General features: G+C 35.9%; 17 protein-coding genes, 1 pseudogene and 1 other annotated feature. Of the genes and pseudogenes, 14 read left to right on the top strand and 4 right to left on the bottom strand.

The features are described from left to right. Nucleotides 1-26 precede the first annotated feature (26 nt). Genes ACIGHG_RS16415 through ACIGHG_RS16405 form a run of 3 tightly spaced genes read left to right on the top strand, consistent with a single transcriptional unit; the run spans nucleotide 27 to nucleotide 3256 of the window. Entirely contained in the window at nucleotides 27-962 is a 936-nt protein-coding gene (locus ACIGHG_RS16415) for an ABC transporter ATP-binding protein (protein WP_336471824.1), read from the top strand. A gap of 37 nt (nucleotides 963-999) precedes the next feature. Continuing rightward, a complete protein-coding gene (locus ACIGHG_RS16410) occupies nucleotides 1000-2109 on the top strand; it encodes an ABC transporter permease (protein ID WP_396549445.1) in 1110 nt (369 codons plus the stop codon). Between the two features lies 1 nt (nucleotide 2110). Next, a complete protein-coding gene (locus tag ACIGHG_RS16405) occupies nucleotides 2111-3256 on the top strand; it encodes an ABC transporter permease (RefSeq protein WP_396549443.1) in 1146 nt (381 codons plus the stop codon). A 55-nt stretch (nucleotides 3257-3311) separates the two neighbouring features. Here the strand turns inward: ACIGHG_RS16405 and ACIGHG_RS25700 are convergent. Further along, a pseudogene (locus ACIGHG_RS25700) lies at nucleotides 3312-3404 on the bottom strand (esterase/lipase family protein); the annotation flags it as partial. Between the two features lie 153 nt (nucleotides 3405-3557). On the opposite strand from ACIGHG_RS25700, the gene ACIGHG_RS16400 reads away from it, so the two are divergent. Together ACIGHG_RS16400 and ACIGHG_RS16395 are read left to right on the top strand one after the other, a co-directional pair. After that, nucleotides 3558-4703, top strand: coding sequence for a phospholipase D-like domain-containing protein (locus tag ACIGHG_RS16400; RefSeq protein WP_336471825.1), 1146 nt, complete (start codon nucleotides 3558-3560; stop codon nucleotides 4701-4703). 459 nt (nucleotides 4704-5162) lie between these two features. Then, nucleotides 5163-5831 carry a nucleoside/nucleotide kinase family protein gene (locus ACIGHG_RS16395; protein WP_336471772.1) on the top strand — a complete coding sequence of 223 codons (669 nt, stop codon included), beginning with the start codon at nucleotides 5163-5165 and terminating at the stop codon, nucleotides 5829-5831. A 251-nt stretch (nucleotides 5832-6082) separates the two neighbouring features. Here ACIGHG_RS16395 and pyrH read toward each other — a convergent pair whose 3' ends face one another. Continuing rightward, the gene (gene pyrH, locus ACIGHG_RS16390; RefSeq protein WP_090912197.1) at nucleotides 6083-6826 is read right to left on the bottom strand and encodes a UMP kinase; all 744 of its coding nucleotides are present in this window, start codon (nucleotides 6824-6826) and stop codon (nucleotides 6083-6085) included. Between the two features lie 376 nt (nucleotides 6827-7202). Between pyrH and ACIGHG_RS16385 the strand changes: the two genes are divergently transcribed. The 5 genes from ACIGHG_RS16385 to ACIGHG_RS16365 all read left to right on the top strand — a co-directional run bounded on the left by ACIGHG_RS16385 (nucleotide 7203) and on the right by ACIGHG_RS16365 (nucleotide 14189). Next, nucleotides 7203-8474 (top strand): cation:dicarboxylate symporter family transporter, encoded by a 1272-nt coding sequence (locus ACIGHG_RS16385; RefSeq protein WP_090912195.1) that lies wholly within the window; start codon nucleotides 7203-7205, stop codon nucleotides 8472-8474. 173 nt (nucleotides 8475-8647) lie between these two features. After that, complete coding sequence (gene aspA / locus ACIGHG_RS16380; protein ID WP_090912193.1) at nucleotides 8648-10087, top strand: aspartate ammonia-lyase; 1440 nt, start codon at nucleotides 8648-8650, stop codon at nucleotides 10085-10087. Nucleotides 10088-10142: 55 nt separating this feature from the next. Beyond that, a complete protein-coding gene (gene malS / locus ACIGHG_RS16375; protein WP_396549554.1) occupies nucleotides 10143-11873 on the top strand; it encodes an oxaloacetate-decarboxylating malate dehydrogenase in 1731 nt (576 codons plus the stop codon). 74 nt (nucleotides 11874-11947) lie between these two features. Next, complete coding sequence (locus ACIGHG_RS16370; RefSeq protein ID WP_336471773.1) at nucleotides 11948-13252, top strand: ATP-binding protein; 1305 nt, start codon at nucleotides 11948-11950, stop codon at nucleotides 13250-13252. A 4-nt stretch (nucleotides 13253-13256) separates the two neighbouring features. Beyond that, nucleotides 13257-14189 (top strand): response regulator, encoded by a 933-nt coding sequence (locus ACIGHG_RS16365; protein ID WP_396549442.1) that lies wholly within the window; start codon nucleotides 13257-13259, stop codon nucleotides 14187-14189. A gap of 244 nt (nucleotides 14190-14433) precedes the next feature. Here ACIGHG_RS16365 and ACIGHG_RS16360 read toward each other — a convergent pair whose 3' ends face one another. Next, nucleotides 14434-14610, bottom strand: coding sequence for a DUF3934 family protein (locus ACIGHG_RS16360; RefSeq protein ID WP_020060606.1), 177 nt, complete (start codon nucleotides 14608-14610; stop codon nucleotides 14434-14436). A gap of 582 nt (nucleotides 14611-15192) precedes the next feature. Here ACIGHG_RS16360 and ACIGHG_RS16355 point away from each other — a divergent pair. The 3 genes from ACIGHG_RS16355 (at nucleotide 15193) to ACIGHG_RS16345 (ending at nucleotide 18040) form a co-directional block, all read left to right on the top strand. Beyond that, nucleotides 15193-15720, top strand: a complete 528-nt coding sequence (locus ACIGHG_RS16355) for a nucleoside/nucleotide kinase family protein (RefSeq protein ID WP_396549439.1) — start codon at nucleotides 15193-15195, stop codon at nucleotides 15718-15720. Between the two features lie 335 nt (nucleotides 15721-16055). Continuing rightward, nucleotides 16056-16907 carry an NAD-dependent epimerase/dehydratase family protein gene (locus tag ACIGHG_RS16350; protein ID WP_396549437.1) on the top strand — a complete coding sequence of 284 codons (852 nt, stop codon included), beginning with the start codon at nucleotides 16056-16058 and terminating at the stop codon, nucleotides 16905-16907. 236 nt (nucleotides 16908-17143) lie between these two features. Further along, on the top strand, nucleotides 17144-18040 hold the full coding sequence (locus ACIGHG_RS16345; RefSeq protein WP_396549436.1) for a sigma-70 family RNA polymerase sigma factor: 897 nt from the start codon (nucleotides 17144-17146) through the stop codon (nucleotides 18038-18040). A gap of 68 nt (nucleotides 18041-18108) precedes the next feature. Here ACIGHG_RS16345 and ACIGHG_RS16340 read toward each other — a convergent pair whose 3' ends face one another. Then, entirely contained in the window at nucleotides 18109-19305 is a 1197-nt protein-coding gene (locus ACIGHG_RS16340) for an MFS transporter (RefSeq protein WP_396549434.1), read from the bottom strand. Nucleotides 19306-19486: 181 nt separating this feature from the next. After that, nucleotides 19487-19746 (top strand) — a binding site (T-box leader). Nucleotides 19747-19818: 72 nt separating this feature from the next. Here ACIGHG_RS16340 and asnA point away from each other — a divergent pair. Then, a complete protein-coding gene (asnA, locus tag ACIGHG_RS16335) occupies nucleotides 19819-20802 on the top strand; it encodes an aspartate--ammonia ligase (RefSeq protein WP_336471779.1) in 984 nt (327 codons plus the stop codon). The last annotated feature ends 314 nt before the right edge of the window (nucleotides 20803-21116 follow it).

Genomic DNA, 21116 nt, shown 5'->3' with positions numbered 1-21116 from the left:
ATAGAAATGAAAACAGGGGTGAAATGATGAACGCATTAGAAATAAAAAACTTAACGAAAAAATTTGGGGATTTCATCGCAGTAGATAATATGTCTTTAGCTATTAAACAAGGAGAAATATTTGGTTTTTTAGGTTCAAATGGTGCTGGTAAAAGTACAACAATTAATATGATTGCTGGATTGTTACGAAGTAACGAAGGTGAGATTTGTATACTAGGAAAAAATATAAAGAAGCATAACCGTTTTGCAAAAATGAACATCGGTATTGTCCCGCAAGATTTAGCAATTTACGAGGAATTAACAGCCTATGAAAATGTAAAGTTTTTTGCAGGATTATATGGCTTACGAGGAGCGGAATTAAAAGCGAGAGTAGAAGAAGCCCTTCAATTTGTAGGGCTTAGTGATAAACATAAAAGCTATCCAAAGAACTTTTCCGGTGGAATGAAACGAAGACTTAACATTGCTTGCGCTATTGCGCATCGTCCGAAGTTAATTATTATGGATGAACCGACAGTAGGGATTGATCCGCAGTCAAGGAACTACATTCTCCAGTCTGTTCGAAAGTTAAATGAAATGGGGAGCACAATCATTTATACAAGTCACTATATGGAAGAAGTGGAGGAAATCTGTACAAAAATTGCGATTGTTGATCACGGAAAGATTATTGCAGAAGGAACGAAAGAACAGTTAAAGGCGATCATTACTGATACGAAAGATATTTGGATTGAAGTAAAATCGCTTGAAAATATGAATGTGAACCAACTTAAAGAAATTAGCGGGGTTAAGGCTGTTCAAATAGAAGAGAACGTAATTAAAGTGAATTCCGATACAGGAGTGAACAATTTAAATAAAATCATTCAATATTTTATTAGTCATGATATAGAAATACGATCATTAGAAGAACAGGCACCAAACTTAGAAACAGTGTTTCTGACGTTGACGGGAAGAAAATTACGAGACTAACAAGATTAATAGTAAATCGAAAAAGGAGGTTCATCGTTTGAATATCTTCAATATTGCTATCACACAAATTAAAAGGGATTTTCGAGATATAAGAACATTAGTTTTTATGTTAGCATTCCCAGTTGTGCTTATGCTAATCTTGGGAACAGCTTTAACAAATGCATTTAATAGTGACAGTCTTTCTATTAAAAATATACAGGTATTATATAAAGATGAAGCGGATAGTAAGTTCTCACAATCATTTGAAGCATTTATAAAAGAAACAAGTAAATCGGGAATTCACTTTAAAAAAGTTTCAACCGATGTAGATGGAAAGGAAGAAGTGAAACAAAATAAATATGCTGGCTATGTAGAAATGAATCAAGATGGTGTGAAGTTATATGAGAGTGATCGAAATAGTATTGAAGGAAGTATTGTTGAGGGGATGCTTACTACATTTGTCGATAAGTACAACGTAGTAGTAGAAGTTGCGAAAGTAGATCCTGAGAAAGTTAGTACAGTTATTTCAAGTGGAAATCATGATGATTATATAAAAGAGACATCTTTACAAGCTGCTAAAAAACCAAGTTCTATGGATTATTATGCGGTTGTGATGACGACAATGATTGCCTTGTACGGAGCGATGGGAGCAAGTCATCTCATTCGCGGAGAGCGATTACGAAGAACGGGAGATCGTTTAATTGCTGCGCCGGTTAGCAAAGCGGAGATTTTCTTAGGAAAAATATTTGGTAGTCTTGTAACAAATGGACTTTGTTTACTTCTTGTTATTTTCTTTAGTAAGTTTGTCTATAAGGCAAATTGGGGTGATCATCTTGGGGTAGTTTTTCTGATTTTACTGACAGAAGTATTGCTTGCGATTAGCTTTGGATTAGGGATAGGCTATATTACGAAAACAGGTGAGGCAGCTAAAGCAATGATTATGGTCGTTGTACAATTAGCTTCTATTTTTGGAGGGGCATATTTTGTAGTCGAAGAAAATGTGCTGACAAATATGTCGCCATTAACATGGGCAAATACAGCGATTATGAAAATTATTTATGCGAATAATTTAGGAGCAGCATTTCCGGTAATTTCTTTAAACCTTGGAATTTCAGCATTGTTTTTATTGCTTGCGATTATCGCATTACGTAGACGGGAGGGGCTATAATATGAAAGATATTTTATGGCTCATACAAAAAACATTATCTGTACTTTTGAAAAATAAAAAAGGGTTACTTTTTATTATTGGATTGCCCATAGCAGGAGCGTTAATTTCATTTTTGATGTATGGAAATGCAGGGCAGGGGACATTACGTATTGGGGTTGTAAATAATGAAAATCATTATATAGCAAGTGATACTGTGAAATTTATAGAAGGATTAGACCATGTAAAAGTAAGCAAAATTAAATCATCAGAAATAGAAGAGAACCTTGCCTCGAAAAAACTTGATGCAGTCATTACGTTAGATTCAGGCTTTTCGCAAAGTACTCGAGATGGCAAGCCGAGTCACATTGAAATCTCCTCCATTAAAGGTGTACAAATCACAGGTTTTATAAAATCTTATTTGTATAATTATATTGATAATATAACGGCAATAAGTAAAGTAGCACAAGGTGATCAAAATAAGTTTGACAAGATGTATGCAAGCTATCAAAAAAAATCGTTCAAGTTAACAGCTCATACACTTAAGGATACTTCGAAAAATAAAGATATGACGAATCAAACAGTTGGTTATCTCATAATGTTTATGCTATTTTCAGCGGTGAACTTTTCAGAAGTAATTTTGAAAGAAAAAGAGAATAGAACGTATTTCAGATTATTATCAACACCGATAGATGGAAGGAAATATATATTATCTAATGTTGCTGTTAATATGCTTATTTTAATCGTACAAATTGTTGTAACAGTATTATGTATGACGAATGTATTTCATATTGATCCCAATATGCCTTTGCTTGTTATGATTGGAGTATTGATGATATTTGGCTTAATCGCAATAGGTTTATCGTTAGCAATTGTATCTTTTGCGAAAAATTCACCTTCTGCAAACGCAATGCAAAACATCATTATTACACCTACATGTTTGCTTGCAGGATGCTTCTTTCCATTTGAAATTATGCCAACATCAGTCCAAAAAATAGCTGAATTTCTTCCGCAGCGTTGGTTATTAGATACAATCACGAAATTACAGCAAGGAACGCAGTTCGCAGATTTATATTTAAACATTTTAATCTTATTCGCCTTTGCAATTTCCTTCTTCTTAATTGCTATTTATAAATTTGGCCGTAATAACGATGCTAGGAATTTTATTTAATAAAGATGGAAAAAGGGTACAGCTGAATGCTGTATCCTTTTTGTGCATGGGCGAATTAAAGTATCTTTTGTAATATTGATATGCTTTTATATAAAACCTCATTATGAGTTCCTTGTACAATATATTTGTCTCCGTCTAAAAGAAAAACAATATTTGAAGCATTTAACGAGCATTAAAAGCAACTTCTGTTGAAATACTATGTAGAGACAATTATTTTGTACGGAAGGAAAACGAAACGGTGAAAAAAATACTTCGGATTATTTCTATTATCATTGCTATATTAGTTCTTCTGCTTGTTTGGATGCATGTTGATGTTACACTGGGAAGGAAAATAGAAGCGAACAAAAATCAAACGAAAGAATATGGACCTCACTATAGTGATTTTCAATTATATGCTGATGGGCAACCTTTGTATCAGCAGCTATTTTCTGATATAAAAGAGGCGAAACATTCAATTTTCACCTATTTCTTTATCATTTCAGATGATAAAAGCGGCCATACTTTTTTGAAGTTGTTGCAAGAAAAGGCAAAAGAAGGAGTACAAGTATACTTGTCAATCGATTTGATTAATGATTTGTCTTTCGAAAGAAAATTTAAAAATGAATTACAAGCAAGCGGTGTTCATTTTACATATAGTAGAAAACCTGAATTTCCATTCTTTTTTTATTCGCTACATCATCGGAATCACCGCCGAATCACAACAATTGATGGGAAAATAGGGTACAGTGGTGGTTTTAACATAGGAGATGAGTATTTAGGAAAAGAAAAGAAATTTGGATACTGGCGAGATTATCATATACGAATAACGGGAGAAGGGGTGAAAGATTTAGAAGAACAGTTTGCAATAGACTGGAAACGAGATGCTTCTGAAGTAATAACAAGTACTTCTAAACAGAGTGTCCCAGGGAAAACGTTACATACAATGTCTAGTTATAATGGTCATGATGTAATCCAAAAGTATATTGAATTAATAAAGCAGGCAAAACAATCTATTGTTATTGCCACCCCGTATTTTATACCAAAAGATGAAAAACTTATGAATGCTTTAATTCAAGCAAGGCAGCGTGGTGTTTCCATTAAAATACTATGGTCTTTCAAGCCGGATGTTCCTTTTATAAAAGAGGCTGCATATCCTTATATTCGGCAAGCTATCGAGAATGATATTTCTGTATATGGATATAAAAAGGGGATGTTTCATGGAAAAGCTATGGTATTTGATAATGAAACAATCGTTATAGGGACAACAAATTTTACTTCACGTAGCTTTCATATCAATGATGAGATGGATTTCTATATAAAGGATGGTCCGATTCTGCAACAAATCAATCAGGCATTAGCGCAAGATATTCAAGATTCAAAAGAAATGACGATATCATTTTTAAACAATTTATCCTTTTTAGATAAGTGTAAAGAAAAGATAGTAGGAATATTTAATTATTATTTATAGGCGCAAAAATATGAATGAGGGAAAATGCGGCGTGATGCTGCATTTTTTCTTATTTATCCCGCTACTTTAGGGCAGTAAGACTCCCACCTCAAGATTCTGAGAAAACATTGTCCAGCTCCAGTGGCTAGAATGTTCAGTGGCTTCGCTTCTTCCTACGAGGAAAAAAAACTCTACGTCAAAAGCTCCATCCCCCTTACATTCTGAACGAGCCACTTCCGCTTTTCTTAAGAAGATAGGTGGGAGATAACTGCCCATAAGAGCCCGATTGGGTGGGCTAACCATCAGTGGGGGATGAAGAAAAACCCCACTGATGGAAGCTTCACTTTATAATGATTCCTCGAGAAACGAAAACATATTTTTACAACATATATTTGGGGTGATACACTAAAATGGCAAGGAAGAATTATTTTCCAGGAAAACAAGGAAGCATGTGGGTGGATTTCGTGAGGAGGGATTTGGGTGAAACGTCAAACTGTTATTCGTAAAATTGCCGAGCATATATGTGCACTTAAATTAAATCATCCTGTAAGAGTGGGTGTTAGTGGTATTACAGCTTCTGGGAAAACAACATTTGCAAATGAATTGGCGAAAGAAATTCAAAACCAAGGAAGAACAGTAATTCGAACGAGTATCGATCATTTCCATAATCCAAGAGCAATTCGATATTCACAGGGGAAGGAATCAGCAAAGGGGTATTATGAAGATGCTCATGATTATAAAGCTATTTCTGAACGATTATTAAAACCATTAGGACCTAATGGTACGATGCGTTATGAGATACAATCACATGATTTAGAGACCGATATGTATATTCATTCAGAATCTGTACTAGCCTCAGAAGATACTATATTTATAGTAGATGGAACCTTTTTATTTAAGGAAGAATTGAAACATTTATTTGACTATAAAGTATTTATAGAAACAGACTTCAAGATTGCTAGAGAACGTGGTTCCAAAAGGGAAGCGCAAGCTTTTGGAAGTGAAGAGAAGGCAGGCGAAATGTTTTTACAGCGATATCATGCGGCTTGTCATATGTACATAGAAGAGCATGCACCAAAGGATTGTGCGGATGTAGTTGTAAACAATAATCATATAGAAGAACCAGTAGTTGTATTCACCAATTTGTGATTGTATATATAAGTTTAAAAACGACATAAAAACCCCCTTTTTTAGGGGGACGAGAGCATTTGGTCATGCATGGAAGCGGTTAGGGATTTTTTCTGCTACACATGCAAGGGTTTAAAACAAAAGGAGAAAGTAAGTAGCGGTTATGTTGTATTCTACAAAGCAGCGATTTATTATAGAAAGTATAAGGTGCGGTGTATCACTGCATCTTATTGTATGTTCATAATTACAGTTGGATTTTGTTTTGAAAAATGCTAGTTTTCATCCTCAAGTTTTGTTAACTGATGGCTGATTAAAGTGCCGATATGTTCTCCTAAGCATATTTTTTTCATAACTCCTTGTTCATCAAAGTTAAAGATATGGACGGGTAAATGATAGTCACGAGCAAGTAGTAAAGCTGATTGGTCCATCACTTTTATATTGTTTTTGACGACGTCGTTATAGTTTAAATGGTGATACATTTTTGCTGATTTATTTCGCTTGGGGTCACTTGTGAAGACACCATCTACACCTTGTTTTGCAACTAAAATTGCGTCGCTATTCATTTCGATTGCCCGTTGTACACTTGGATAATCTGTTGTAACAAAAGGTTGGCCATTGCCGCCCCCAAAAATAACAATGTATCCTTTATCTAAATGATGCATAGCTCGTAAATGAATGTAGGGTTCAGCAACAGTAGTAATAGGAATAGATGTCATGACGCGAACTTCTTTATCTGTTTTACTTTTTAGTACACCGCGTAACATTAAGCTATTAATAATTGTGCCTAATGTACCTATATTGTCTGCCTCTACCCGGTCAATTCCCCAGTCCTCAGCTAAATTCCCTTTAAAAATGTTACCTCCACCCACGACAATAGAAACTTCAATTCCCAAATCGATAATAGATAAAATTTCAGTTGCGATGTGCTCTAAATGATTGGAACTAAAACTGTTTCCATCATGATCGGCTAGAGCGCCGCCGCTTAGTTTGATTAAGACCCGCTGATACAATTTCATCATTACTCCTCCTTTTAAAAATGGCGTTAAAAAAAGAGCGAAGGCGAATGCCTTTGCTCCTTTACGAGAAAATGAAACGGAAAAGAAAGGTTTATAATGAAAGTCATTGTATATCTTTTCATAATATCTCCTCCTTTTCGTTTCGCTGTTTAATAGGTTTACTTTTTGGATTATACAAAATAATCTGATGTTTTAACAATTCTATGTTTCGATTGTATACTAAAGAAGAAGAACAATGAACATTTTAAGGGGGAAATTCGAAAGTTTTGTGACAAACTTGTAGTTTTTTGTCTGATTTTGTAGGTTCACCTATATCATGTGGGTAAGCTTTTATACATACAAATTGAAAGCGTTCGCATGGAGGGGATGAAAATACATGAAAAAATTCGGATTAGCTACACAAATTTTTGTAGCGCTCATTTTAGGGATTGTAGTAGGGGCAATCTTTTATGGGAATAAAACAGCTATTTCCTATATTACACCGCTTGGAGATATTTTTATTCATTTAATTAAAATGATTGTTGTTCCAATTGTTATTTCTGCACTTATTGTAGCGGTAGCTGGTGTGGGCGATATGAAGAAGCTTGGTAAATTAGGTGGAAAGACAATCCTTTATTTTGAAATTATTACGACGATTGCTATTTTAATGGGATTAATAGCAGCAAACGTGTTCCACCCAGGAACGGGCGTTGATATGAGCCATTTACAGCAAGGTGATATTTCAGCATACAAAGCAACAGCTGATGCAACGCAGAAAAAAGGTTTTGCAGAAACAATTGTTCATATTGTACCAAAAAACGTATTTGAATCAATTGCACAAGGAGACTTATTACCAATTATTTTCTTCTCAGTGTTATTTGGTTTAGGGGTTGCTGCAATCGGAGAAAAAGGAAAGCCAGTCTTTCATTTCTTTGAAGGTGTCTTAGAAGCAATGTTTTGGGTGACAAATCAAGTCATGAAATTTGCTCCGGTTGGTGTATTTGCACTAATTGCTGTTACGGTTGCAAAATTTGGAGTGGCTACACTGCTTCCATTAGGAAAATTAGTGGTCGCAGTTTATGTAACAGTTGTGTTATTTGTTATTGTTGTACTAGGTATAAATGCAAAAATGGTGGGAGTAAATATTTTCACCTTAATGAAAGTTTTAAAAGAAGAATTGATTTTGTCTTTTACAACAGCAAGTTCAGAAGCCGTTTTACCAAATATTATGAGAAAAATGGAAGAGTTCGGTTGTCCGAAGGCCGTAGCTTCTTTCGTAATACCTACTGGTTACACATTTAATTTAACTGGATCAGCTATTTATCAAGCGTTAGCATCGCTATTTGTGGCGCAAATGTACGGTATACACATGTCACTAACAGAACAAGTTACATTGTTATTTGTTTTAATGTTAACGTCTAAAGGAATGGCTGGTGTTCCTGGTGCTTCCTTTGTTGTCGTATTGGCAACACTAGGTTCGATGGGACTTCCATTAGAAGGAATTGCTTTAATTGCTGGTATTGACCGCATTTTAGATATGATTCGCTCGTCTGTCAATGTATTAGGGAACGCATTAGCAGCGATTGTCATGTCAAAATGGGAAGGCGAATTTGATCAAGCGAAAGCAAAACAGTATGTAGAAACTGTAAATCAAACAAAAGCAGCATAAATTGAAAGCTTAATCAGTGAGAGATTTTTTATCTCTCGCTGATTATTCGTGAAACGAATTGATTTATCACAAATAGTATATCTCTCGCTTCATTTTTTATTTCTTATAAAATTTGAGGTAGGAGAATGGTTACATATGAATGTGGAGAAAAATAAGTTGAGGAGTGAACAGATATGGCAGCAATAACTGAAGCTACAAAAGATGTGCGAATTGAAAAAGATTTTTTAGGTGAGAAAGAAGTACCAATGCATGCATATTATGGTGTTCAAACAATGCGTGCGGTCGAAAACTTTCCGATTACAGGTTATAAGATTCATGAAGGATTAATTAAAGCATTTGCGATTGTAAAAAAAGCGGCGGCGCTTGCAAATACAGATGTTGGACGATTAGAACTAAAAAAAGGTACAGCAATTGCGGAAGCAGCACAAGAGATTCTTGAAGGGAAATGGCACGAGCATTTTATCGTTGATCCGATTCAAGGCGGAGCTGGAACTTCTATGAATATGAATGCAAATGAAGTTATTGCCAATCGTGCTCTTGAATTATTAGAAATGGAAAAAGGGGACTATCATTACATTAGTCCAAATAGCCATGTGAATATGGCACAATCAACAAATGATGCATTCCCGACTGCAATTCATATTGCGACGTTAAACTTGTTAGAAGAATTATTACAAACGATGGGATATATGCGTGATATCTTTGAATTAAAAGCAGAACAATTCGATCATATTATTAAAATGGGACGTACGCATTTACAAGATGCTGTACCAATTCGTCTTGGACAAGAGTTTAAAGCATACGCTCGCGTGCTTGGACGTGATATAAAACGCATCGAGAAATCTCGTCAACACTTATATGAAGTGAATATGGGAGCAACAGCTGTTGGTACAGGATTAAATGCAGATCCGCAGTACATTGAGGCTGTAGTAAAACATTTGGCGGCTATTAGTAAGTTGCCTCTTGTTGGAGCAGAGGATTTAGTAGATGCAACGCAAAATACAGATGCATATACAGAAGTATCAGCTGCACTGAAAGTATGTATGATGAATATGTCAAAAATTGCAAATGACTTACGCTTAATGGCATCTGGCCCACGTGTTGGGTTAGGTGAAATTATGCTTCCAGCTCGTCAACCTGGTTCTTCTATTATGCCAGGGAAAGTAAATCCTGTAATGCCAGAAGTGATTAACCAAATTGCGTTCCAAGTAATTGGGAACGACCATACAATTTGTCTTGCTTCAGAAGCAGGCCAATTAGAGCTAAATGTAATGGAACCGGTGCTTGTATTTAACTTACTTCAATCCATCAGTATTATGAATAACGGCTTCCGTGCCTTTACAGATAATTGCTTAAAAGGGATTGAAGCAAATGAAGAGCACTTAAAAGAGTATGTTGAGCAAAGCGTTGGTATTATTACAGCTGTGAATCCACATATCGGATACGAAGCAGCAGCTCGCGTTGCAAAAGAAGCAATTGCAACTGGTCAATCTGTCAGAGAGCTTTGCCTGAAAACCGGTGTATTATCAGAAGAAGAATTAGATTTGATTTTAGATCCGTATGAAATGACGCACCCTGGAATTGCGGGAGCATCTCTTTTAAAGAAAAATTAAAAAAAAGGGGGGACTTTCCCCCTTTTTTTGTTTACAATATAGAAATGTTATATATATAAATAAGGGTAGGGATTTTATGAGTAAATTTACAGTTTCCTCGGATGGAACTTTAGAAACGACATTACGAGGAAGGGAAGTATTAGCAACACCACTTTTAAATAAAGGCGTTGCTTTCACAACAGAAGAAAGGGAAGAACTAGGGCTGAAAGGATTATTGCCACCAGCTGTATTAACATTGGACGAACAAGCACGCCGTGCATATGAACAGTTTTGTTCACAGCCGGATGACTTATTAAAAAACGTATACTTAACAGCACTGCATGATCGTAATGAAGTGTTATTTTATCGTTTGCTTACAAATCATTTACGAGAAATGCTTCCGATTGTATACACGCCAACTGTTGGTGTGGCGATTCAAAGATATAGTCATGAGTATCGTAAACCACGTGGGGTGTATTTATCAGTTAATGATCCAAATGGTATTGAGGAAGCATTTTCTAACATTGGTGCAACTGCAGAAAATATTGATTTAGTCGTTGTAACAGACGGTGAAGGTATTTTAGGAATTGGAGACTGGGGTGTAGGTGGTATTAATATTGCCATTGGAAAACTAGCTGTTTATACAGCAGCAGTTGGTATTGATCCAAGTCGTGTATTACCGGTTATTTTAGATGTTGGTACAAACAATGAAGATTTATTAAATAATCCGTTTTATATCGGAAATCGCCATCCACGTGTAACGGGAGAAGCGTATGATACATTTATCGATTTGTTTGTAAAAGCTGTATGTAATAAGTTTCCGAATGCATTGCTGCACTGGGAAGATTTTAGTACACGTAATGCACGTAAAATTTTAGACAAATATCGCGATAGCGTATGTACATTTAACGATGATATACAAGGAACTGGGGCTGTTTCACTGGCAGCTGTGTTATCAGCTGTGAAGGCTTCAGGTATTCCACTTTGTGAACATCGCGTTGTAGTCTTTGGTGCGGGTACTGCTGGAGTTGGAATTGCAGATCAAGTACGTGATGCAATGGTGCGCTTAGGTTTATCGAAGGATGAAGCAAACCGCCGTTTTTGGTGTATTGACCGTAATGGTTTACTTACTGATATGGATGATCTTCTTGACTTCCAACGTCCTTATGCACGTGAAAGGTCTGAAGTCCAACAATGGCAGCAATCAGAAATGATTGGTCTTGCTGAAGTTGTAAAACATGTACAACCAACTATTTTAATCGGGACGTCAACAGTTGCTGGTGCATTTACAGAAGCAATAGTAAAAGAAATGGCAGCACATGTGGAACGACCAATTATTTTACCAATGTCTAATCCAACGCCTCTTGCAGAAGCGAAACCAGCCGATTTAATTTCTTGGACAGAAGGGCGAGCGCTTGTTGCAACTGGTAGTCCGTTCGATCCAGTTACATATAATGGAGTTACTTATATAATTGGGCAATCTAACAATGCACTTATCTTCCCAGGTCTTGGTCTTGGTACAAATGTTGTTCGTGCTCGTGTAATGACAGATGGCATGTTTGCAGCGGCAGCAGAAGCGGTAGCGAGTATGGTAGATACAAGTCAACCTGGTGCACCAATTCTTCCGGAAGTAGAAGAGCTGCGTAATATTTCAGAGATTGTTGCTGTTGAAGTAGCAAAAGCGGCAGTTGCTGAAGGTGTTGCTCGTGAGGTATTAAGTGATAACGATATCAGGAAGGCTGTAAAAGATGCAATGTGGCAACCTGTTTATCGTCAAATAAAAGCAGTTGAAAAGGTAACAGTATAGGAATAAAGCCCGTTTATATAATAAGCGGGCTTTCCTTATTATGTTTCAATACTAGATAATGGGAAGTGACGTGTTTGAACTGGCATCAATTGTGGAAAAAAGATATTTCACTTTTAATTATTTTAATTTTGATTGTTCCAGTAGCTGGAGAATTGAACTTTCATCCATTTAATGATACGTTTCGTGTTAGCTTTGGAACACCGATTTTCTTCTTTTTACTATTATTTTTAAGAAAAATTCCAGCTGCTATAGCAGGAATTCTTGTTGGGGCATCTGTAGTAATATTTCGAATTGGCCTTGACTGGATGCTGCAAGGTTCTTTTCATTTTTCAGACTCCTTTTGTATGCGTTATCCAGTCTTCTTTTATTATTTCGTATATGGAAGTCTTTTTTCAATATGCAAAGTAAATCAATTTCATCAAAAACCATTTTTAATCGGATGTTTTGGCATTACGATTGAAATTATTTCAAGCATGGCGGAACTTGCTTTTTATCATATTTTTGTGTTGAGCACGATGATTACAGTTTCAGAAGTGAATAAAATTATTATTATTGCTACTTTCCGTAGTTTTTTTGCGCTCGGTTTTTTAAATATGATGAGTTTATATGAGACAAAATTAAAAGAAGCGCAGGTTCGGAAAGAAAATGAAAAGATGTTTATGCATCTTTCTAACTTGTATGTAGAATCTGTTCATTTGAAGAAAACGCTGCAAGATGCTGAAAGGATCACACAAGAAGCATACCAATTATATCGGAATTTACAGCAGCAAGAAAGTGCTGGAAGTGATATAGAGCTGTATAGTAAGAACGCGCTGAAAATTGCAGGAGAGGTACACGAAATAAAAAAAGATAACCAAAGAATTTTTGCAGGGTTATCTAAACTTCTTTTAGATAAAGATCTTTCGGAATATATAAATGGAAATGAACTGGCGGAAATGATTATAAGAATTAACGAGAAATACGCACAGTTATTACAAAAGGACATCGTATTTTCTAAACAGATAGAAGGGGAACATACGCAATATCATGTATATACCGTTTTGTCGATTTTAAATAATTTAGTTGCAAATGCTGTAGAAGCAATTGATCGTGTTGGTACAATTACAATTCATATTAAGAAGCAAGGAGCGGTTGTCTCGTTTGAAGTAATAGATGATGGTCCGGGTATTTCGGGGAAATATAAGGAGCTAGTATTTAAGCCTGGTTTTACTTCAAAATATGACCAAACTGGAACACCGTCAACAGGAATTGGCTTATCTTATATAAAAGAGATGGTGACGGAACTTGGGGGAGAGGTTATACTACAAGACAGAGACGCTGAAAGAGGCTGCAAATTTATTGTACGGTTGCCGGAATCTAGCCTGACTAAGGAAGGATGAGTCTATGTTTTATTACATCGTAGATGATGACGAAGTGTTTCGTTCTATGTTAGCGCAAATTATTGAAGATGAAGACCTTGGAGAAGTAGTTGGAGAAGAAGAAGATGGGGCTTTTGTAGAAGGGGAAAAATTAAATTTTAAAAAAGTAGATATATTATTTATTGACTTATTAATGCCAATTCGCGACGGAATTGAAACGGTTCGGCGCATCGTCCCGTCGTTTGCGGGGAAAGTGGTTATGATTTCTCAAGTAGAATCAAAACAATTAATTGGTGAAGCTTATTCCCTTGGTGTTGAATATTATATTATAAAACCTCTCAATAAAATTGAAGTTGTAGCAGTTGTACGAAAAGTGATAGAACGTATTCGCTTGGAACGCTCTATTCAAGATATTCAAAAATCATTAAACAATGTATTTCAATGGGAACAACCAAAAGGACGCATTGAATCAGGGCTAGAAGAGAAAAAAATTGCTGATTCTGGCCGTTTCTTATTAGCGGAACTAGGGATTGCTGGGGAGAACGGAAGTAAAGATTTACTAAGTATGCTGGAATACTTATATCAATATGAAAAGAAGGAAACCTTTGAACACGGTTTTCCAGTATTAAAAGATATTTTTCAACATATTACGGTCAAAAAGTTAGGTGAAATGGCTTCGGAAGGTGAGATTGATAAAGAGAGAAAAGCTTCAGAACAAAGGGTGCGCCGAGCAATTTATCAATCGCTTAATCACTTAGCTTCTCTTGGCTTAACGGATTTTTCGAATCCGAAATTTGAAAGCTATGCTCCGAAATTTTTTGATTTTACAATTGTGCGTAAACGAATGACAGAGTTAACAAACGAATCATTATCATCGACTGGTCATACACGAATTAATACGAAGAAATTTATTCAAGTGTTGTATTTTGAAGTGAAGCGATTGACTGAAGACGATTAAGTGGATAAAGTACGGTAAAAGAAAAAGATGTTTGCTTATTTGTGGCAAACATCTTTTTCTTTTACTGTTTGATAAACGCCCATTTTTTCATAATATATCGTATTAATGAATTTTAAAAGTTGTCTTTTTACAATGAGCAACCACTTGTTTTGTTGTTTTAAATCTTTGCTTTTCTCCGCAAAATAAACCCACACAACATCTATCTTACACTTACACGAAAGATATCAAACGGAAATAGCAGTCCCTATCTTTCGGATTTGTCACCTGTATTACTGTTTGTCTTTGCGCCACCCGCTTTTTTCACACCTTTGCTTGTATAAGGTTTGGCACTCTTTTTTTTGTTGGCACTGGCTTTCCAGCGGTTCCAGCCCTTACTGCCTGTTCCTCTACCTGTTCCGCCTTTACCTTTAGCTTTACTCATATAATATAATCACTCCGTTATTATTGTATAGCAAATCTGTTTCCACAGTAGTCGATAAATCTTTAAAATAAAATTTGGGTTTATGACTTTTTCCTTTCCGACAGTTGCTCATAAAAATGAACAGCAGGATATAATAGTATATCATAACATGGACAGTAATGCGCAAAATTCTCAGGTTTATCCCGTTAATAGAAATCTTTTAATTTTTGCTGATAGTAATGTGTTATGTAAAAGGTGTTAAATCTTGAATACATGGTAACTACTTAGTCACTCTGTAAAAAAAGGTAGAAAAGAATTTTTTAAAATGGCCTGGGAGGGACTGGCCATGCATAGAAGCGGTCAGTGCCTATTTCTGCCACGTGCAAAGTATGGTAACAAAGAAAGGCAGCAAGGTGCATTGTCATTTGTATCGTCACGGCAGCAATCTATGTGCTGAAAGGTAATAAGTGGTGTATGGCTGAGTAGTTACTTTTTTAATGTTTCATATACGCCCATTTGTAACTATAGACTCCAGCAAAAGATTATTTTAGAGTAAAGGGATAGGAAAGAGATTAAAATTCTATTATTTCATGGAGGAGTAATATGGGGGAAAAAACAACAGTAATATCTATTTCAGCTGTATCTGGCGGCGGTAAGACAACCGTTACGAAGGAGTTAGCTAATAGACTGAATAACGCCAAGACTTTTCATTTTGATGATTATAATTTAGAGGGGCCAAGTGACATTTGTGAATGGATGGAAAAAGGTGCAAATTATAATGAGTGGAATGTTAGTCCCATCATGATAGATATTGAATCGTTATTAAATGATGCAGTTGTAGATTATATTATTTTGGACTATCCATTTTCGTACTTGAATAACCAGATGAAAGATGTGATAGACATTTCATTTTATATTGATACACCATTAGATATAGCGATGGCGAGAAGATTTATTCGTAATCCTTTACATACTATTGATGAGATTCTTTTCGAATGTGAGGTATACTTGCAAGCTGGGAGAGAGGCATACTTAGAGATGGAGAAAAGTGTGAAACCTAATGCTGACTACGTAATTGATGGGGAGATGACGGTTGAACATATCGTAGAAGCAATTATGAATAAACTGTAAGATCTCTAGCATAGTAATAGATGGTTTTTTATTGTATATAAATACAAATTGAAAAAATGACATTTTAGATAGGCAAGAGCGTCTGGCCATGCATAGAAGCAGTCAGGGCCTTTTCCTGCCACGGACAATGGTTAAAACAAAGAGAGAAAACGAGTGCAAGACATTTTTTCTCTCTAGCAGCAACTTGTAAGCTGAAACATTAAAATGGATTTATATAGTAAATTTTTTGATTCATGTCACGATTTATAAACCCAATTTGTCTTATATATGAACAGCAAAATAACAGTCTCAAAAAACAAGACGAATTAGTTGAAACATATATAGGGGGAATAGAATTGAACATTTTTCTTGCCGGAGCAACTGGTGTAATCGGACGCTCTTTAATTCCTTTGTTAGTACAGGAGGGCCACGATGTGTTCGGAATGATTCGTGATGAATCAAAGGCAAGCACAATTACAAAATTGGGTGCAAAGCCCATGGTGGCCGATGCATTTGATCGAGATGCTGTATTCACTGCATTGCAAAATAGTCAGCCAGATGTAGTGATTCATCAACTTACATCGCTAAGTGGGGGAAGCTCCGTAGATAATGCAAAAATGCGAATGGAGGGGACAGAAAATCTTGTAGATGCTGCAAACTTAGCTGGTGTTAGACGAATGATTGCACAAAGTATTTCGTGGGCATATGAGCCTGGAGAGGGACCTGCTACAGAAGAGGACATGTTAGACATTACTGCTCCGTTTCCGCGGAAAACGACGATAGAAGGTATTATGGCGTTAGAAGAAAAGGTATCTCAAATGCCGGAATTTGTGATTCTTCGTTATGGAACGCTCTATGGTCCGGGAACTTGGTATGCAATAGATGGAATGATTGCGAATCAAGTACGACGACAAGAAAGGGCAGCAACTGATGGTGTAGCTTCTTTTCTACATGTAGACGATGCAGCAAGAGCAGCACTACTGGCACTAGATTGGCCATCTGGTCCGGTCAACATTGTCGATGACCATCCTGCATCAGGACATGTTTGGTTGCCTGTTTATGCTTCTGCAATCGGTGCACCTGAGCCTTCTTTTCAAGTTAGTAGTAATCGTGGTGAGCGCGGCGCTTCTAATACTAAAGCTCGAAAAGAATATGGGTGGGAGCCCATTCATCCTTCTTGGTCTAAAGGGTTTCAAAATCATTTGTAGAATCAATTATAAATACAAATTGTTAGGTGGGCGAGAGCGTCTAGTTATGTATAGCAGTGACTTCTATCTGGAAGATCAAAATAGATTTATTTAGTTCGTAATTTTTTATAAATATTATTTTCAAAAAATGTTTTTTGAGAAACTTACATAGGTATACCCTAGGGGATTTTTTCTAGGGTATTTGTGGTTGGATATAATGCTAAAATTTGGGTGAGTTAGCTTCAAGGAGGGGTAAGGTGGAAGGACATCATTTAGACATAAATAAATTGTATATAGCATACAAATCTTATTTTATTGCTATTGCATATAAAATGCTTGGATCGATAAGTGATGCTGAAGATATTGTTCAAGATACATTTCTAAAGCTACAGATGAATGAGATTCATTTAACTGATATTAACAATATAAAGTCGTATATAAGTAGAATGGTTGTAAATCGTTGTATAAATGAATTACAATCAAGCCGAAAAAAAAGAGAAACTTATGTGGGTACATGGCTGCCAGAGCCGATTGTGCAGGATATGAAATGGGATCCTTCAGAGAAAATCATGCAAGATGACCAGCTGCACTATACATTTGTTGTTCTTATGGAAAAACTCTCGGCCACAGAGCGAGCGGTTTATGTTCTAAAAGAAGCATTAGATTTAAAACATAGTGAAATCGCGGATTTACTCCATATAACGGAGATGAATTGCCGTAAAGTGTTTAGCCGTGCGAAGAAGAAAATGAATGTATCTTTTGATGAAAATTATACATCATACGAAATTCAACAAGAGCAAATTCATAAGTTTATTTTGGCCTTATCGAAAGGCAACGTTCAAGAAATTTCAGAGATTCTTACTAACGATGTAACCCTTATTGCAGATGGAGGAGGGAATGTTGTTACAGCTATTAATCAAATTATTAGTAAAGAGCGCGTGCTGAGTTTGTTATCTGCAATTGCTACAAAGTTTTTCACAGGAAAAAAGGCACAAGCAGTCATAGTAAATAATGAGCCAGGCGTTCTCATAGTAAAGGATGAAGAGGTCGTCGGTGTCTTCAGTTTTGCTTGGAAGCAAAATACGAATCAGATTGAACAAATTTTTTATGTTGTAAATCCTGATAAGCTGGGGCGTGTTATTATACAACGTTAAGGGCGTAGAGTTGTTCTAAAAGTTGTGAGAGAACTGTTAGAGCAACTCTTATTTATATTGTTTGCAAACTAATCATTTTGATTAACTGGTATCTTTTCGCAGAAATGGTGTTGCTTTTTTCGTAAAAAAATTGATGTTAGGATAGACAAAAATAAGATAGAGAAAATAGTAAGTACGACATATTTAAACATCATTTTTGTCCCGATATACGGACCTATACTAGATCCTAAAAATAAAGTAAATGTATAAAGTGCCATTGCAACTCCTTTTTTCTTCCCGCTTATTTGTCCAATATGAAAAATGATAGAAGGTAGTACGACTGAAATTCCTGCCGCAAATAGGATTGTAGTGATAGAGAGAAAATAAATATGATCCCATTTCAAGAACAAAAGTACTCCTGTGCACGTGATTATAAGTCCTAATGTAATCATTTTGGGGGCTTTAATATGTGTAATAAAGTTATTCATAAAAGGAGAAATAGACATTCCGATTATGCCAAGGCATTGAAATAACAGAATTTCATGACCTGTAAGGTGATACATTTGGATTAATAAGTGATGTAAAGAACTATAAATGGCAACGAATGAAAGAAACTGTGTAAAGGTAATCGCAAGACAAATTGCCATGTAACGATTTCGAAATAATGTAAACATATCAAACCAGTATGCTATAGATAATGGACGATTACTTTTGATAGATGCAGGTAGAGTGAAATATAAAATTGCCCCACATAAAAGATGAATGAAAGCGAAAAAATAAAAAAGACTAGGAAAAGCGTATTGAGATATAAACCAATTACTGAGTATTTGTCCTAATAGGCTAGACATGGTAAATGCTGTGCTTAAAATCCCGATAACATAGCCTTGACGCTTTGGAATAAACAATTCGAATGCATAGGCAAGCGCTAAAGGCGTAAACGTAGCTGCTACTAGTCCTTGCAAAGCTCTAAGAAACAAAAATAAGTTGTATACTTTGCAAAAGCTAATCGTCAGCGTACAAAAGGACAAAGCGAATAGACCGAGAACTAATATATTTTTCTTCCCAAATCGATTGGATAGAGGAGCGAAAATTAAGAATCCAATGGCGTAGAAAATGGAAAATATGCTGCTTGAGAGATAGGCAACATTTTTAGGAATTTGAAAATAGAATATAAGTTGACTTTCGATTGGAATCATGATGAATCCTTGAGAAACGACACTGATCCCAGCGGTGCAAAATACAAATATGTATAACCATTCAGGAACTTTATTTGTTAAATTACTCATGGAGATCCTCCTTTATATTTAGTCTTTATTAATAAGACACGATAATTTGTTGAAGTGTGACACATGTTATTTTGTGAATACACAAAATAAAGAATTGAAAAATATTTTAAAAATTTTTGTTGACTTTCTTATTTTTTTGTATAGAATAAACTTTAATAAAATGTTTCAGAGATGTGACAGTAAAACGACTGTGAAAGGAAGAGTAGTAATAGGACGTAGTCCAAGCGAGTCAGGGATGGTGTGAGCCTGATACGAAGCCTGTTATGAAGAACCTCCTGGAGTCGCTAACCGAAATCCTTTTTAGGAAAGTAGACTTAGCCGGAAACTTCGCCGTTACAAGAAGAACAGTATCGAGTTATCTCTAATCTCCGTACTGATAAGTGAGCAACCTCTGTTGCTAATTTGGGTGGTACCGCGGAACCAAAGTCTTTCGTCCCAGTTTTTTGGGAAAGAAGGGCTTTTTTTATTGGTTTCTTTCCTCATTACATCAAAACATTTTAGGAGGAAAACATCATGTATCAAACATTAATGACAGTAAGAGAAACACAAATCGCAATTAAGGAAGTTAAAACATTTTTTGAAGAGCAATTATCAAAACGTCTTGGGTTATTCCGTGTATCTGCACCATTATTTGTAACGAAAAAATCAGGATTAAACGATCATTTAAACGGTGTGGAGCGTCCAATTGAATTTGATATGCTGCATTCAGGAGAAGAGTTAGAAATTGTACATTCACTAGCAAAATGGAAACGATTCGCTTTGCATGAATATGGATATGAAGCTGGTGAAGGGCTATATACAAATATGAACGCAATTCGCCGCGATGAAGAATTAGATGCAACGCATTCTATTTACGTGGATCAATGGGATTGGGAAAAAATTATTCAAAAAGAATGGCGTACAGTAGATTATTTACAAGAAACAGTACGAACAATTTACGGAATATTCAAAGAATTAGAGAGCTATTTGTTTGAAAAATATCCGTTCCTTGGTAAGTATTTACCAGAAGATATCGTATTTATCACATCACAAGAGCTTGAGGATAAATACCCAGAATTAACACCGAAGGATCGTGAGCATGCGATTGCGAAAGAACATGGTGCCGTCTTTATTAGCGGGATTGGCGGGGCGCTTTGCTCTGGGGAAAAACATGATGGACGCGCATCGGACTATGATGATTGGAAATTGAACGGAGATATTTTATTCTGGCATCCAGTATTGCAGTCTTCATTTGAATTATCATCGATGGGCATTCGCGTTGACAGTAAATCTCTTGATGAACAATTAACAATAACAGGGGAAGACTTCAAACGTGAATACGATTTCCATAAAGGAATTTTAGAAGATGTACTGCCGTTAACACTTGGTGGTGGCATTGGACAATCAAGAATGTGCATGTACTTTTTACGTAAAGCACATATCGGTGAAGTGCAGTCTTCAGTGTGGCCAGATGAAATGCGTGAAGAGTGCAAAAAGCAAAACATTCACTTGTTCTAAAAGACCGAGCTTTAGAGACTAGACTGTTTTTCATGTCGAATCGCCGATATATTTTAAGAAACGGTCGATATATTGTAAAAAGCGCCGATAAAAGTACCATTTCCGCCGATATATCGGCGGATAAGTAAGAAGGAACCGACCTCCGAAAGGCACCTACTGAACTGCACCCCAATTGTTAGACACCGTCTAACAATTGGAGGTGCAGTTTTTTTTATGACGAAATACTCTTTAGAAACCAAGTTATCGGCTGTTACTGCTTATCTTAATGGCGTAGAATCCTTTAAAGATATAGCTCAAAAGCATTGTGTAGATAT

The organism is Bacillus sp. NPDC077411 (genome assembly GCF_044543425.1).
GTDB lineage: Bacteria > Bacillota > Bacilli > Bacillales > Bacillaceae_G > Bacillus_A > Bacillus_A bruguierae.
This window is presented reverse-complemented; position numbering and strand designations above follow the sequence as displayed.